General features: G+C 46.6%; 13 protein-coding genes. 3 read left to right on the top strand and 10 right to left on the bottom strand.

The window, feature by feature from the left end; translation table 11 throughout:
* Positions 1-11: 11 nt before the first annotated feature.
* The 10 genes from BP97_RS0101170 to BP97_RS34795 all read right to left on the bottom strand — a co-directional run bounded on the left by BP97_RS0101170 (position 12) and on the right by BP97_RS34795 (position 11154).
* On the bottom strand, positions 12-941 hold the full coding sequence (locus BP97_RS0101170) for a carbohydrate ABC transporter permease (RefSeq protein WP_028547473.1): 930 nt from the start codon (positions 939-941) through the stop codon (positions 12-14).
* Between the two features lie 22 nt (positions 942-963).
* The gene (locus BP97_RS0101165; RefSeq protein ID WP_028547472.1) at positions 964-2349 is read right to left on the bottom strand and encodes an extracellular solute-binding protein; all 1386 of its coding nucleotides are present in this window, start codon (positions 2347-2349) and stop codon (positions 964-966) included.
* A 27-nt stretch (positions 2350-2376) separates the two neighbouring features.
* Entirely contained in the window at positions 2377-3288 is a 912-nt protein-coding gene (locus tag BP97_RS0101160; RefSeq protein ID WP_028547471.1) for an amidohydrolase family protein, read from the bottom strand.
* A 263-nt stretch (positions 3289-3551) separates the two neighbouring features.
* A complete protein-coding gene (locus tag BP97_RS0101155) occupies positions 3552-4172 on the bottom strand; it encodes a DedA family protein (RefSeq protein ID WP_028547470.1) in 621 nt (206 codons plus the stop codon).
* An 8-nt stretch (positions 4173-4180) separates the two neighbouring features.
* A complete protein-coding gene (locus BP97_RS0101150; protein WP_028547469.1) occupies positions 4181-4756 on the bottom strand; it encodes a class I SAM-dependent methyltransferase in 576 nt (191 codons plus the stop codon).
* Between the two features lie 285 nt (positions 4757-5041).
* Entirely contained in the window at positions 5042-6625 is a 1584-nt protein-coding gene (locus BP97_RS0101145) for a hypothetical protein (RefSeq protein ID WP_028547468.1), read from the bottom strand.
* Complete coding sequence (locus BP97_RS0101140) at positions 6622-7338, bottom strand: ABC transporter ATP-binding protein (RefSeq protein WP_028547467.1); 717 nt, start codon at positions 7336-7338, stop codon at positions 6622-6624. Before BP97_RS0101140 ends, BP97_RS0101145 begins: the two co-directional genes overlap by 4 nt.
* Positions 7335-7727, bottom strand: a complete 393-nt coding sequence (locus BP97_RS0101135) for a GntR family transcriptional regulator (protein ID WP_051620260.1) — start codon at positions 7725-7727, stop codon at positions 7335-7337. Before BP97_RS0101135 ends, BP97_RS0101140 begins: the two co-directional genes overlap by 4 nt.
* A 157-nt stretch (positions 7728-7884) precedes the next feature.
* Positions 7885-8763, bottom strand: coding sequence for an alpha/beta hydrolase (locus tag BP97_RS0101130; RefSeq protein ID WP_028547465.1), 879 nt, complete (start codon positions 8761-8763; stop codon positions 7885-7887).
* A gap of 135 nt (positions 8764-8898) precedes the next feature.
* A complete protein-coding gene (locus BP97_RS34795) occupies positions 8899-11154 on the bottom strand; it encodes a rhamnogalacturonan lyase (RefSeq protein ID WP_156043111.1) in 2256 nt (751 codons plus the stop codon).
* A 348-nt stretch (positions 11155-11502) separates the two neighbouring features.
* On the opposite strand from BP97_RS34795, the gene BP97_RS0101120 reads away from it, so the two are divergent.
* From BP97_RS0101120 to BP97_RS34790, 3 genes are all read left to right on the top strand, one after another.
* A complete protein-coding gene (locus BP97_RS0101120) occupies positions 11503-12360 on the top strand; it encodes a helix-turn-helix domain-containing protein (protein ID WP_028547464.1) in 858 nt (285 codons plus the stop codon).
* Positions 12361-12448: 88 nt separating this feature from the next.
* Positions 12449-13768 (top strand): ABC transporter substrate-binding protein, encoded by a 1320-nt coding sequence (locus BP97_RS0101115; RefSeq protein WP_028547463.1) that lies wholly within the window; start codon positions 12449-12451, stop codon positions 13766-13768.
* A gap of 44 nt (positions 13769-13812) precedes the next feature.
* Positions 13813-15216 (top strand): family 43 glycosylhydrolase, encoded by a 1404-nt coding sequence (locus BP97_RS34790; RefSeq protein WP_051620258.1) that lies wholly within the window; start codon positions 13813-13815, stop codon positions 15214-15216.
* Positions 15217-15479 lie beyond the last annotated feature (263 nt).

The raw sequence follows: 15479 nt of genomic DNA, 5'->3' as shown, positions 1-15479 counted from the left end.
CCCCTTCGATCCTAATACTCTGTCTTCTTGCTCAATATCTTCAACTGCAGAATCGATAGCGCTAAAATAATGCAAAACAGCACCACCGTCGCGGCGGCAGCCTCTCCCATTTTAAAATGCTTAAAAGCCAAATCATAAATATAAAGCACCAGCGAAAGGGTCGAATTGAGTGGCCCGCCAAGCGTCATGTTCAACACCTGGGTAAATGATTGCAGATAACTGATAGTGCCAATGATAACGGAGAATACGAGAACAGAGTTCAACAGGGGCAATGTAACGTATCGAAATCTTTGCCAACGGTTCGCACCGTCTATAGCGGCTGCATCGTAATACAGCGTAGGAATATGCTCAAGTCCACTTAAGAAAACCAGCATCTGAAATCCAATGCTCTGCCAAATCATTGCAGCTATGACCAAATAAATCGCTTGTGTCGGGGAACCTAGAAAAAGCTGCGGAGCAACGCCTAGTTTGATGAGCACTGCATTTACAATGCCGTTCTTCATTAGAATCCAGCGAAACACCCAGCTCACTGCGACTACGCTAGTGATATGTGGGATAAAGTACAACGTGCGGAACAAGCCTCTGGCCTTATTCACTTGATGAAGGAGCAGCGCAACGACCATCCCCACAATAAGCTGACCCGGAACACCAATAAGGACATATACCAGCGTATTGCGAAGCGAAGCAATAAACTTCGTGTCGTGAAGCAGGGCTGTATAATTGTCTAAACCGACAAAGGGCTTCTCATCAGATAGTAAATCCCACTCCCGAAACCCTATGTTGAAGGAATAGGCAATTGGCAGGATGCGAACGACTGCGAAGAATAGAAGGGGAAGCAACAGGCAGCTGTAAATAAACAGATACCGCTGTTGTTTGTGGCTAAGTCCTCCCTTGAAGGAAACCTGCCTTTTACGGATAGCCAACCTATCCAATTGTTCCATAGTCTCTCCCCCCTAGTACAGCTTATTTCTTATCCTGCTTCGCCCAATATTCGTCGTACAGCTTCTGGGTGCGTGATACTAGCTCCTCGAATGCTTTCTCGTAGGGAACCTTGTTCAGCACTACTTGATCGACGGCCTCTGTGAAATAATCGCGTTCCAGCTTCTCATCGACGAAGAAATGCGCGTGTGCAACAGCCAACTGCTGAATGAACGGACCCAGCTTTTCATCCTTTGAATACTTATCCTGCAGAGCAACATCCTTCTTCGCCGGGAGCTCGCCGATCTTCTCTACCCACTGCTCCTGCACTTCCTTGCTCGTCAAATATTTCAGAAATTCGGCGGCAGCCTCAAGCTTTTTGCCTTGTACGTTTCTCGTAATGGCATTGGCCCAAAAAGATACCTGCGTCGCCTTCTCCTTATAAGCAGGCAGCGGTGCGATCGCATAGTTCAAATCCGGAACATCCTTCTTCAAGCCTCCAAGCTGAAACGAGCCGTCGATATTCATGGCAGCGTGGCCGCCTTTGAAAGCCGTAATATCGTCATTATAAAAATTGTTAGTGCCAACTTTATGTACGAGAGACAAATCTATTAAATATTTGAAAGCCTCTAATCCGGCAGTGGATTGATTCCACAATATTTTGCGCCGATCTTCGCTGATGTCTTTGCCTCCCGCCTGATATACAAGCGCATCGCGATACCAATGGTGCAATTGAGCGTTCGGTTGCCAAGCCAGCCCTTCAACAACATACTGGTCGTTTTTATCCTTTTGGGTCAGCTTCTTGGCGTAAGCAACCAACTCATCCCATGTTGCAGGTGGCTTACTTGGATCCAGACCGGCTTTGACATACAAATCCTTATTATAAAAAAGTGCCAAGGTACGTACAGCAGTGGGAATAGCATAATATTTGCCGTTCAGCTTGGCGGTATCAACGAAAGGGAAAAATTCCTGTTTAATAGTATTCTCAGAAAATGCGCTGTCCGGCAGCGGCTGCAGATAGCCCGAGGACACGTATTTAGGCAGCCAGCCATAGTATAAATTGATGACATCAGGCCCTTTTCCTGCTGGGACTAATGCCGCCACCTTCTCGTTATATTGGTCGTAGGGGAAGTTGGTTTGCTTTACCCTGATGTTAGGATGCTTCTTCTGAAAATCTTCGATCAACGCGTTAATCAAATCGACTTTGGCCGGATACTGATACTGCCAATATTCGATGGTCACCAATTCATCCTTGACTGCACCGGAATCGGCAGCTTGTTTAGGAGCTTCATTGCCATTAACCGTATCCGTCTTCCCTGAAGAGGCTTGGTCCGCTCCTCCCGAGCATCCCGACAACGCAATAAGCAAGCCGGACAGCAGCAAGGCCGCGCTCATGCTATACACTGGATAGCTATTCTTTCTTTTTCTCATTTCCCTCATCCCTCTCTCTATAAAAAGTTACAGCTGGAAATTCAGCAATCGTCTTGTATTGTTACCAAAAATATTCTCGATATCATCCTCGCACCACCTTAATTCACGGCAAACCCTCACTTGATCCTGTAAATATCGGTAAACATAGCCTCTAGGGAAGCTGCTCGAATCCGATCCGTAGATGATTCGTTCCGGACCGATCAGCTCATATGTTTTGCGGAACAACGACTCCAGCGTCAGCTCATAGGGCGTCCAGCGCATCCACTGGTTCGAACCCGATGTATCGATGTAAATGTTCGGGCAGCTCCAGCAGAGATGCAGCAGCTCCTGAAAGTAGCCCGCACCGAAGTGCGGTATGATAAAAGGAATATCCGGATATTCTCGGGCGACGTTAAAAATCGAGAGGGGACTAATATTCTGATGCTGTACGATCCCGCCCGTATGGCCCAATATACCGAAATGAATAAGTACAGGCAGCCTTCTTTCCGCTGCGAAGGTCCATACCGGAGTAAGGGATGATGAGTCAAATGGGATTTGTACCAGTGGGCCAAACAGCTTGTAGCCTTTGAGTCCCAGCTCATCAACGGCTCTCTTCAGCTCTTCTGCAGCATCCGGCAGCTCAATGGAATGGTGAGCGAACCCTGTAAATCGATCTGGACTTACGCGAATTTGATCTGCTAGATTGTCATTGTTCCAGGCCGTCAAGAAATTGATGCCCCCAAGACCGTAGCGCTCGAGCTCATCGATCCAGCGTTCAATCACAGGCCTTTCTGTATCCTGCTGTCCCTCTTGCTCTTTGCGCGGAAAATCCCATGTAAGACGCATTCTCTCGGATCGTTTGGCATTATGCTCGTCAATGATCTCGTTGCGCTTAAGGAACGGGAGTGGATAAGGCAAATGCGCATGAATGTCAAACACCTTAAAACCATTGTTGAACATCGACCTTCCTCCTTTTACCTCGAGAATAAAAAAAGGAGATGCTGTGACTCTTCCTAATGGAGGAGCACCTCATCTCCGGCTGTCCGGCGAACGATAAATTTATTATTCCTATAAGCTTAGTTGGTTTTAAATGATAATTCTATACTATACCCGATCAATTGGGATGTCAACCTTTTTCTTACAATTCCAAAAAAGGAGCGTTTGCTGCATTAACCCTACAGCTGCTCACTCCTCTTTCTCACCAATTTGCTTATTCCATAAAACTAAGATCCGTTTCCTGCATCTAAATTCGAGTTCTTGCTTCGAGTCATTTTATATATAATCCAGATCCCTGCAGCTGCAACCGGCACCCACAGCAGCTTGAGTCCGTAGCTGTGAATGAGTAATCCAACTTCCTCGACATGATCCCCAGCCATACGCCCCGCGGCAAAAAAGATCAGCGTCCACACTAAGCCTGTCGAATAGGAAAGAAGCGCATACTTTCGAAAGCTCATCTTGTTAATGCCAACAATATATGGCGTAACATGCCTGACCACCGGAAAAAAGTAGCTCACCACTAAAGCGAAATGGCCGTACTTCTCCACCAGCTTCTCGGATGTGCTCAAGTATTTCTCCATCTTCTTTTTGCGTTTCCATTTCTCGATGACCTTGTCTCCCATGATCCTTCCCAAGAAATAGCCTAAGGACAAGCCTGAAATAACCCCCAAATAAGTTAGTAAGAAAGCTGGAACCTCATGAAGCAATCCGCTAGCGGTTGCCGCTCCACCGGTCATAACGATAACCTCATCAGGAATAGGCATTCCGACAATTCCGAGCCATAGAGCAAAAAATAAAGCCGCGTATCCATAATCCCCAATCATACCTAAAAGTGTGTCATAACTCATGGACCCCATCACCCTCTCTTGCTGCAAATATATACGAAAGCCGGCGGCAGATTCAAGGGGACGAATTGAATACTTTCAATATCGAAGTATTGGTTAAGCTGCTGCTTCATTTGCAAAGAATACTGGAACGCTACAAATCTCCCGCCTGGCTTCAAAGATAGTAAAATCTCATTCATGATGGCATCGCGGATCGCTTGAGGAAAATTAAAGAAAGGAAGTCCGCTCAGTATAAGGTCCAAATGACCGATTCCTTCTTCACTCATCGCTTTACGTATCTGGCAAGCGTCAGAGTAACAAGCCATGGTGGGATATTTCTCCTGTAACTGGTTTCTCAATACCGTGTCTTTTTCAAAAAGTAGTGTCCGTGTATGCTCGCCGGCCGCGTTTTGAATATATTCGGTTATAGCCCCGGTCCCTGCTCCCAATTCTGCAGCGGCTTCTACCCCATCCCATGGTATGCTTCGCGTCATCGCTCTGGCCAAATACTTGGAGCTGGGAGTAATACTTCCCACATCTTTGGGAGACTTGATAAATTTATTAAGAAACAGGAACTTCTCCTGAACCATAGTCGTTATATTAATCATTTCATAAGCCTCTCCCTGCATATAATCTTGTCATCTTTTATCTATAGATTACAGATAATGGATTTCAGACTCAATAGTCCGCAGGCTGGGAATTTACTAGACCTAAGGCTAGGATGTCCAACAATAGCTTCTTTTCGTGTAGTTTATTGACAGCTAATGTAAGATAATAGAATGAAAAATGCCCAGCCCATGAACAATCATTTGCTGGACACTTTAAAATTCAATCACTGAACCCAGTATAGTGTATGTTTTTTGTAATTTTACCCATTATTACCTATTAAGTTGTTATTTATTCACCTTACCTAACCATACCGTATCCCGAGCTATCGCATATCGATTCATATATTTGCAGCCGAGCCAGAAGCAAAATAGCGCATAAGGGACTGCCAAACCATAGATTAACAGCAGGTGATACCCGAAATCAGGCGCTGGACCTGAGCGAAATGTCCAACCGTCCATATGACGCGGTGTAATGATAGATTGAGCCAATTGAAAACCTAACACATACCCGCCATACATCGGTATCGCAAAAATCATTAACCATGACCGATTCAGAAATGCGGGAAACCCTTGTAATGCAATAATATACAAAATGATAAGCGGTATAAACACAAGCGCATAATGGTAGGCATACCTTAATGCAACCAATAGTTCATCTCCTGGCATAGGATCGATCCATTGACGTACAGCCGCACCGATAATTGCACAAAGAAGAATCGTTCCTACATAGGGCAGCATAACGGATAAATACGCTACCACACGGCTTCCAAGAAGCAAACTCCGTGAATACGGCAATGTAATCCACCAGTGAGCAGGACCCCTCTGAAACTCAACCTGCCGATTTAAATAATAGATGACCAGAAGCATATAGGAGCCAATCATGATCATAGAAAGGAACGAAACCAGTTCAAAAAATTCCCCGGCACTGCGATAGCTTAATATGGCAACCACCAGCATCAACGTACCTGCAATGATCCTTCCAAGTCGATGATTTTGCAGTCCGAACCAGCGGTATCTTTGCCTTTCTATGGCGACAAGCGACCAAAAAGGAGTCCTCCATCTACTGTTTCTTTCCAGCTTCTTCTCCTGCAATATGGACTGTCGTTGTATAGCGGGAATGAAGCCCCTAGTGAAGCGCACTTTCCCCATATGCTTCATCCCTACCGAAGTCGCAAGCCAAATGCTCAATACGGATAATGGGCATCCGACCAATAAGAGGATCATTGCAAATCGTGCTAAGTTGGACGGTGTTAGATTAGATAAAGCGAACTCGGTATTCCCAGCCATGAACGTTAGAATGAGACTAGGCATGAACATATACATACCCGCCAATATAAGAAGGACCCGTACCCACGAAACTTGAAATACGGTCACAAGCAGCCCAAGACTAATAATAATCGGCAGGCCCGCTATTAAGAGGAGCGCATTGGCCCCTATGAGATATAGTAAATCGATCACCGCGGCTGATTGCATATGATGCATCAGTCCAGCAGACAACGCATACTGGATTATTCGAATTATAGCTAAATACAAGATAAGATGAACGGCTATTCGCAGTAATCCAAGAGCTTTGCCTAGCACGAGAACCAATCTAGGATAGGGAAGCAAAAGCCACCATTCCCGCTCCTGCGCAGACGACAGGGTTATCCCATCCATAATAATAAACAAAATCATGGCTACGAATACATTTAAAACCCCGGCGAACAATAAGCCGTTTACTGTCGTAACCCCGTTCATCATCACCATGCTGACTGTAAGCAGAACAAACATCCCGAGAGCGATCCACTTATAATTGGTTTTACGGGACCCGATCATAAATGGGCTATAACGGCTTGTTTCCATATTAGCTAATAGACTGATGGCTTTCATGAGAACACATCCCTGTAACGCGATTCGACCGATTGTCCCCGCTCTCTCAATGCATCTACATCATCCGTCGCCCTAATTCTGCCCTTATCGATTAAAATCAGCGTATCGAACAATGGTTCCATCTCTCGAATATCATGCGTAGCAATGAGAAAGGTTCGTTCCCCATCAGCCAGATCTGCTACTACAGTGGAAGCGATCTGTTCACGGGAAATCATATCAACTCCGGTAAACGGCTCATCAAGAATGACTAACGGTGATTGCCGCGCCACACAGCTTAACAGCTGAAGCCTTGCTTCCTCACCTCTAGACAACGAAGATATTCGCAGCGACAAATTCAGCTTCAGTGTTTCTATCAGTTGTTCAGCATATTCGGGGTCCCAATCTGGATAAATCGATTCGGCATACTGCAGCCATTCACCGGAAGTCAGCCATCCTGGCAATTTGCCGCGGTCAGGCAAAACGGACATTTTCCCCAATGTTGCAATCCCAGCTGGCTCTCCGAATATTTTAACCGCTCCAACCGATGGCTCCAACAACCCTGAGCAGACCTTTAGCAAGGTTGACTTCCCTGCCCCATTAGGTCCAAGCAGACCGGCGATACGGCCTTTTTCCAATGTGAACGTAACGTCCTGCAGCACATTCTTTTTCCTCATGGTTACACTAACCTGTTGGCACTCGATAGCCGGTGAATTTCCGTTTACTTGAATGGTCACTTGCTTGTTCCCCCTTTGTAACCCGCCAATTTCAGCAGCTCCTCCACCGTCATATCCAGCGATTCGGCTACCTCGCGAAGCTTCTGCAATGCGTGAACAGCAAGCGCTTGCTTGCTTTGTTGAATAATGCCTTCGTCTTTCGTAACAAAGGTACCTTGCCCACGATAAGTGACGATCAATTGATGCCGCTCCAATTCCTGGTACGTTTTCATGACCGTTGTCGGGTTGACACGAATGGCCGCTGCCAATTCCCTTACAGACGGCAGACGGGTACCGGGTGCCAACACGCCTCGGGCGATATCGGCGCGCAGCTGCTCGACGAACTGCTCATACAGCGGACGCGACGGGTCAATGCGCAATTGATCCGGTTTCCATTTAAAATCCTCCACACTCGTTCCACCTCATTGTAATCAGTGTATGGTCTAACACCATACAATATGTGTGTATTGTATCACATCACACCATACACTTCAATGTCAAAAGAGACCTCCAAGTCCATGCATTAAACATGCATCAACAAAGAGGCCTCCTTCTGTTATTATAAATTTATTTTTGATTCAGATCGTTCAAAAATTGCAGCGTGACCCGGAGTGCTTCCCCCAGCGGAGGAGTCGTCGATTGAAACGGATGAACGGCACCAAACGTATGGTTGCCACCTTCTATGATTGTCGGCTTATGCCGGGGAGCTCCTATGCGCAGCGCCTCGAAACCTTCACGGAGTCGGGGAGAATCCTGATCCCCCTGCAATTGCAGCACAGGAATGCTTAACTCCGCTAATCGGTGAACGATATCGAAGCGGTGCCCGTTGGCTTCCAAATCATCGTAGAAAGCTGCACGAATCGGCATCTCCTGCTTCGTACGCGCATTGGCCACATAACCAACTCCATGCTCTAGCACTTGGGCTTTAAAAGCTTCATCGAACAAATCAGCGTAGGCGCTTCCGTTCCACGTGACAAGAGCCTTAATCTCCGGATGCTCCGCAGCGAATATAATCCCGCCACCTCCGCCACGGCTGTGACCCAACAAATAAATGCGTTCTGTATCCGCTTCGCTTGAAAGAGGAAGTCTTTGCTCAAGTAATGTCTTAAGTACAATATCCAAATCCTGCTGCTCACGCGAAAACGTATTGAGCCCAAACTTGTCCAGCTCGTCAAAGTCTGATTCATTAACCCCATTGCAGGAAAAGTTATACGTTACCGTGTAATATCCCGCTTCCGCGAATCTTGATGCAATATACGGAAAAAATCCCCAATCCTTGAAGCCTTTAAAGCCATGACTGATCAGCAGCACCGGCTTTCGTACCGCACTTCTTTCCTCCTCTTGAGTAACGGTTCTCACGTCTCCACGAATTCGTAGCGGCTCTCCTGAAGACAAATGCCCTGCCTCCAACTGAAAGGTTTCATGAATAATTGAAGGTTGATTCAAACGAAATCACTCCTTATGCAGTATAATTTGTCATTTCCCCTTACTGACGCCTTTACGATTCCCACCATAATTATACAAAACAAAGGAGAACAAGTCCCGTCATCCGGCCTGTTCTCCTTTGTTCATGCACTTAGACTAATGGATAACCTTCAATGTATCGGTTCCGTTAAACGAGTTACCGTTTCTCAAAGTACCGGTAATGGTAACCTCCACATCGCCATTTTGACCTTTTAGAGCTTCAATTAGCTGCTGCCTGTCAAATTTGACCGTAATCCCTTTATCTCCATGTTTATCGTTAGAGTCTTTATCGCCTTTATTGCCTTTATCCTCCTGTGCGGAGATCGGCTTGCTTCCGTATACGCTCATTTGAACCGTTCCCACCTCGATCAAGGAAGAATCATATGCTGAAGGAAGCCCGATATCCACCGTGACTGAATTTTTCCCGCCTTGACTTTTCACATTCAATGTATTCGGCTGTACTTTTACTTCAGCAGGGAGAGCAACATACATATTAGGCATAGGAGGAGTACCCATTCCGTCACCTAAATAAAAACCGGTATGTGGAGGCTGGTTATAGGCGACGTTTTGCCATGCGATGCCCATACGGTACACTGGGTCATGCATCAATGTGGAGATACGATGGTCTGTCACAGCCGTTGTAGTGTAAATATGCAACGCTGTGCTATCTGCCGTTCTCCATACCGCTTCTTCCCTCCAGTCACCGAATAAATCAGCCTGTAAAGCAGGGTTCGCTTTGGTACCGTTGTTAGACGAAGCCTCGGAAGCAGTCAGCAAATTTACAGCTTTGAAGTTTGTGTAATCCCACTTGTCTATGCGGTTATTGTCCAGCAGCTCGCGCAGCAAATCACCGTCCCACCATATACCGAAATTGATAGAAGGCGTCGTGCTGCTGATTTTTTCCCCTTTGTTGGAATATAAACCGACTCCCGTCGATGCCCATACTTCTTCGCCTTTATAGTTAGGATCGATGTCCGCAGACATGCCACGGCCAGTATCTTTGCCTGTCGGTACGCCCCACAGTACTTCCCCGGTAGCCGCATCCCACATGGCCGCACCATACGGAGAATTTTTGTCTTCATCGACCTTGAATACTTCAAGTCCTGGTCTATCCGGATCCAGATCGCCGACATGCAGCGCATCTCCGTGGCCCAATCGCGTATTGTACAAGCCTTTGCCGTTGTCGTCGATCGTCATGGCGCCATAAATAATCTCGTCCTTGCCGTCACCGTCTACATCCGCCACGCTTAAATTGTGATTGCCCTGCCCTGCATAGGTTTCGTTCCCGGCGTCGTTACTGTCGAAGGTCCATTGCTTGGTCAGCTGACCGTCCCTCCAGTTGTATGCTGCAAGCACCGTTCTTGTATAATAGCCACGTGCCATCACTAGGCTCGGTCTTTTTCCGTCCAAGTAAGCGATACAAGCAAGAAAACGATCTACACGGTTGCCGTAGTTGTCTCCCCAGTCCGTGACATTTCCTCTTGGAGGATCATAGGGCGTAGTAACAAGCTCCTTGCCGGTCTTCCCATCAAATATCGTCAAAAATTCCGGTCCTGACAGCACCCGGCCCGGACGGCTACCCGTCAAATCACGGTAATCCGCATTCGCGTCGCCGATAACTTTTCCCGTACCATCAGTTGTTCCGTCCGCTGTCTTGAACGCGACCTCCGCCTTACCGTCGCCATCCAAGTCATAGACCATGAATTGTGTATAATGAGCACCTGCGCGAATGTTTTTACCCAGAGAAATACGCCACATCAGGGTACCATCCAATTTATATGCATCAATAAAGACTTCACCGGTTATTCCGTCCTGCGAATTATCTTTGGAATTGGAAGGATCCCATTTCAATATAATCTCATATTGACCGTCGCCGTCCAGATCACCAACGCTTGCATCATTCGCGCTATATGTAAAGGCAGAGCCGTCTGGATTCGTACCGTCTGCTGGCTTTTGCAGAGGAACGGAAAGATAGTTCGTGTCCCATACGCCAACCTTCTCCGAGGCTTGCTGCTCTTTTCCCTTGAGAATAGCTTGTACACTGTACTTGGAATCCTTCGTACCGGAGTTATCCTGATAATTCGTACTGTTCGTGATCGGAGCACTATTGAGCTTAACTCCGTCACGGTATAAGTTGAATGCTATGCTCTCAGGCTCATTCCCCAGCAGTCTCCAGCTTACAAATACGCCGGAATCTACTTTTACCGCCACGAGACCACGATCCAAATATTCCATCTGCCTTTGCTTAGAGGTGCTCGACGTATTGGCCGGTGCCGCTCCAGCGTGGAGAGGTGCAGCTAATGCTCCTAATAATACAGCGCTTACAAGTACATGGCTCGCTTTTTTGAATCGCCGATTGAATTGCTTATCCATCCGTTTATTCAGCCTCCTAGTGTACTTCATCAAATTTTTAATTCGTTTCTTTGAATCCATCCTTACAGCTGATCCGATACAATTTGTATACGGTTACAAAAATGTCATTTCACCCCCGTCCCTATTCATCGGTTACGATATACGCTCTTGTACTGCTCGTGAGTACCCCCTTACCATAAGGGATTCGTCATCAGGCAACAATTGTATATTTTTGATACCCTAGTATTTTTTTGTATTTCAGGCCCTAATTCCATTGTACTTTTTTGCAGCTTAAGGAACATTTACCCAGTAAATACGTTATGATAGTCTGATATCAGACGTATCTCACGAAGAAAGTCGGTGCAAAAGATGAAGGATCATTTTTACTTTCCGGGATTTTTCACTTCGTTTCATGTTTGGAGCATTTTATATAAAAACGCAGAAAAAGGCTCCACCTATCCTAACCATAAGCACCCGATGTTTGAAATTTTATATATTGAATCCGGTTTCATGAGCGAGTGGATTAACGGAGTGGAATATGAGCTTCGCGCAGGTGATTTTATACTGGTCAATTCGGGAGATCTGCACTATCCGCAAGCCCATGAGGAAAGCCGCTTTTTTAATTTTCATTTCGATGTTGAGCCTCGGGAGGTGCATTCGTTATTCCACAAAATGCGACAGCCGATTGTCAGCACCCACCAGACGCCTGAAATCCAAAGCGAAATTCAAAGCTCTATGAACCGGCTCATCCAATTGTTCAAGACGGAAGATGAGCTTACTTTTGCCCAAAAAATGATTATGCAGTCGATGATGATGCAGTTTCTTGCCTTTTTATTGGAAAAAATCGTCATTCCCGATATTCAGGATGATAATGCCGCCTCCAAATCCAAACACACGATAGCTGCTGAAGTCGCCTATATGCTCGAAACGTACGGGGGATCGGAAAGTATGAAAATTTCGGAGCTTTCGAATCGGCTCCATGTACACCGCAATTATGTTACGAATTGCTTTAAACAGGTGTACGGCATGTCGCCCAAGCATTATTTGAATAAAGTGAGAATCGAGAAAGCGAAAAAGCTTCTTCAGGAAACTACTTATTCGGTTGAGGAAATCGCTCTGGAGCTGAGCTTTTCGTCTGCAGCCTATTTTTGCAAGTTTTTTCGAGCCCAGGTGGGTACGACCCCATTCCAATATCGTTCAGGCGCTTGTGCAAAAGTGTTATTTTAGCATTCTTTTGTGAATTGCTGATCCCCGAAAAACAGTGATAGGATTACAATAAATCGCTTACGTCAAATGGATTAAGGGGGAATGCAAAATGGGAGTACGTTCATATGCAGCTGCCTTGGCGGCATTCATGGCAGTCGGCTCGTTAATCGGATGCAGCAACGGAGGAACCAAGCAAGCTTCAACAGGAAGTCCGGAGCAAAATCAATCTACACCTGCACCAGCCAAGCAAGAAGAGCCTGTAAAGCTGTTGATGGCTCAAAAATGGTCGGAGATTAATGACGCTGATTTCCAAAAGCTTATTGTGGAACCGCTTCAACAAAAATATCCGTATATTCAGATCGAAATGCTCAAGGGCGAGAATATCAAGGAAATGATCGCAGCAGGCACCGTTCCTGACCTAGTCGCTACTTGGGTTAATCTGATCCCCGACTATCAGGAGCTCGGTTTAGTAGAAGATATGACACCGCTTATTAAGAAGCATAACCTGGATTTGAATCGTTTCGAAACGACTTATTTGGATACCATTCGGGGATATGATAAGAGCGGATTGGTCGCCCTTCCCTATGACTCCAATTTTAACGTTATTTACTACAATAAAGATATATTTGATAAGTTCGGGGTTGATTATCCAAAGGATGGCATGACATGGGAAGACACGATTCAGCTTGCCAAAAGGGTGAGCCGTGAGGAACAGGGTGTGCGTTATCGCGGATTGGAGGCTGAAGGCTATGGAAAGCTTGCGCTGCAAATTGCTTTGCCTTCAGTGAAAGACGGCAAGTCGAATTTCAATAACGAGCCGTGGAAGCAAATTCTTGAGCTGTCCAAGAAGATTAACTCGATCCCTTCGAACGAAGCCGTTCCTAATGTACATCCGAGGAACCAGTTCATGAAAGACCGCAATTTAGCTATGTTTGCTACCGGCAACAACTTCAACCTGCTTCAATCGGATTCGGCTAAGGGCTTGAACTGGGATATTGCGCAATACCCGAGTTACCCAGATAAACCTAATGTAGCTGGTATGGTGGATGAACATGTAGCCTTCGTGTCCAAAACAAGCAAGCATAAAGATGAAGCATTTAAAGTGATCGAGATTTTGACCTCGGATGCTGTTCAAAAGAAAATGACGAGAGCCTCAGGCAAACTGTCGGTTCTAAAAGATAACAGTATCCGGCGCGAGCTGGGTGCGGATATGCCAGTACTGCAAGGAAAGCATCTGGATGCCATATTCAAAGGCAGTTATATCCCCGCTTACACAGCAACAAGCAAGTACCCGGACGCAGGCAAAATAATAAGCGAACAGGTCACTAAATACTTGAATGACGAGCAGGATGTGAACACGACGCTGCGCACTGCCGATGAAGGCATTCAAAGCCACATACGTCAAATTGATGCCGGCTCAGGCAAATAAACAGGCCGAACGGCAGGCCAGTCAGAAATGGGAGGAACAAACCAATGCTAATTAACGGCACCCAATGGACAGATACATCCGGCCAGCCTATTCACGCCCATGGTGGTGGAATGCTTCAAGCGGGCAATTATATATACTGGTTCGGCGAAAACAGAGAGGGACGAAAGCGCGTATCGTGTTATCGATCCGCTAATCTTATGGACTGGGAATTTCGTGGAGATGTGCTCACCCTCGATTCGCCTTTTCGCCCGATAGACATGCCCACAGCGCCGGAGCTTATAACAGACGCCGAGCAGGACAAAGGCGCCAATATTGAAAGACCCAAAGTGATTTATCATGCGCCTTCCAAACAGTATGTCATGTGGATGCACTGGGAGAATGGCTCTAATTATTCGGCTGCCCGCTGTGCCATAGCCACATGCGATACAATTGATGGACATTATACTTATCGAGGAAGCTTCAATCCGTGCGGATTCATGTCAAGGGATTGCACGCTGTTCGTAGATGATGACGGCACAGCCTACTTCATCTCGGCTGCAAGAGAAAATGCAGACTTGCACGTTTACCGACTTAGTGAAGACTACATGTCGATCGACGAGCATGTAAGAACATTATGGCCTGGACAGTACCGGGAGGCTCCAGCGGTCATGAAGCGAGACGGCGTATACTTCATGGTCACCTCGGGCTGCACCGGGTGGGAGCCTAATCAAGGGAAATATGCCTATTCCGATAGCTTGACTGGTCATTGGTCGAAGCTTTACGACTTCGGAGGACCGACAACGTTCGATACGCAGCCGACCTATATTATCCCAATTTTCGGAAGGGAAGCAACCCACTATTTATATGTCGGGGACCGCTGGGATCCATCGAATTACTATCGATCTTCTTATGCTATCCTGCCAATCCGGTTTCCCGATGACACGTCGATGACGCTGGACTGGGCTGATACGGTGGGTATTGCACTGGAAGAAGGCGCAGTTCAAATGACCAGGGAAAGCATCAGCTTCTCGCGCATACTGAACCGGTCACACCGGTACTTGGCAGTGTCTTCTGCTGCATGCATCACTGTACAGAAGCTATCCTATGACGCCGTAGATCAGCATTGGACCATTGAGGATACAGAGGACGGTTATGTTCGAATAAAAGATAAATACAGCGACAGAAGCTTGGCGGCCGAGTGTTCAAATCCTGTTGAACCGGATGCCGATGTGCATCCTATCGTCCGGCTTCAGAAGACGGCGGACGTCACTACGCAGCATTGGAAAATCATCAAAGACCATGAACATGCGGGATGGGTTAACATCCTTCATCGCGAGACGGGACTTGCCTTGACCTTGAATCGTGAGCATGAGGGTATCCTGCATCTGAGGCCTGTAGATTCGGGAGATGTCCGGCGCAGCCAAGCCTTTACGATAACCCCTCATTATGGCGCTGAATCCATACTATAATTAAATACTCTACTCAGCAAAAGGCCTCCTCTTTAATCAGAGGAGGCCTACGTCTGTCGAGAAAAACTCAGTGATTAGAATTTAGCTGAATGCTGGAGGTGGGGTATCCCCTGGAGGAGCGATAGCGTCCGCCTTTGTTATTGGGAAATCTCCGTTATAAGGCGGGTAAATTTAATATTTCCCAATAACAACAGCGGCCGGAAGGGGATACCCCACCGGAGTAACACGAATACTGCTAAAACATTATGGTTTTCTCGTCAATC

Origin of the sequence: Paenibacillus sp. UNC451MF, assembly GCF_000686845.1 — a bacterium.
In the GTDB taxonomy this organism is placed as follows: Bacteria; Bacillota; Bacilli; order Paenibacillales; family NBRC-103111; genus Paenibacillus_S.
The sequence above is the reverse complement of the archived record's forward strand: the minus strand, read 5'-3'. Positions and strand labels throughout refer to the sequence as shown.

Coding starts and splice junctions, on each gene's coding strand:
- BP97_RS0101170 (WP_028547473.1), bottom strand. CDS start 941: ATGGAACAATTGGATAGGTTGGCTATCCGTAAAAGGCAGGTTTCCTTC.
- BP97_RS0101165 (WP_028547472.1), bottom strand. CDS start 2,349: ATGAGAAAAAGAAAGAATAGCTATCCAGTGTATAGCATGAGCGCGGCC.
- BP97_RS0101160 (WP_028547471.1), bottom strand. CDS start 3,288: ATGTTCAACAATGGTTTTAAGGTGTTTGACATTCATGCGCATTTGCCT.
- BP97_RS0101155 (WP_028547470.1), bottom strand. CDS start 4,172: ATGAGTTATGACACACTTTTAGGTATGATTGGGGATTATGGATACGCG.
- BP97_RS0101150 (WP_028547469.1), bottom strand. CDS start 4,756: ATGATTAATATAACGACTATGGTTCAGGAGAAGTTCCTGTTTCTTAAT.
- BP97_RS0101145 (WP_028547468.1), bottom strand. CDS start 6,625: ATGAAAGCCATCAGTCTATTAGCTAATATGGAAACAAGCCGTTATAGC.
- BP97_RS34795 (WP_156043111.1), bottom strand. CDS start 11,154: ATGGATAAGCAATTCAATCGGCGATTCAAAAAAGCGAGCCATGTACTT.
- BP97_RS0101120 (WP_028547464.1), top strand. CDS start 11,503: ATGAAGGATCATTTTTACTTTCCGGGATTTTTCACTTCGTTTCATGTT.
- BP97_RS0101115 (WP_028547463.1), top strand. CDS start 12,449: ATGGGAGTACGTTCATATGCAGCTGCCTTGGCGGCATTCATGGCAGTC.
- BP97_RS34790 (WP_051620258.1), top strand. CDS start 13,813: ATGCTAATTAACGGCACCCAATGGACAGATACATCCGGCCAGCCTATT.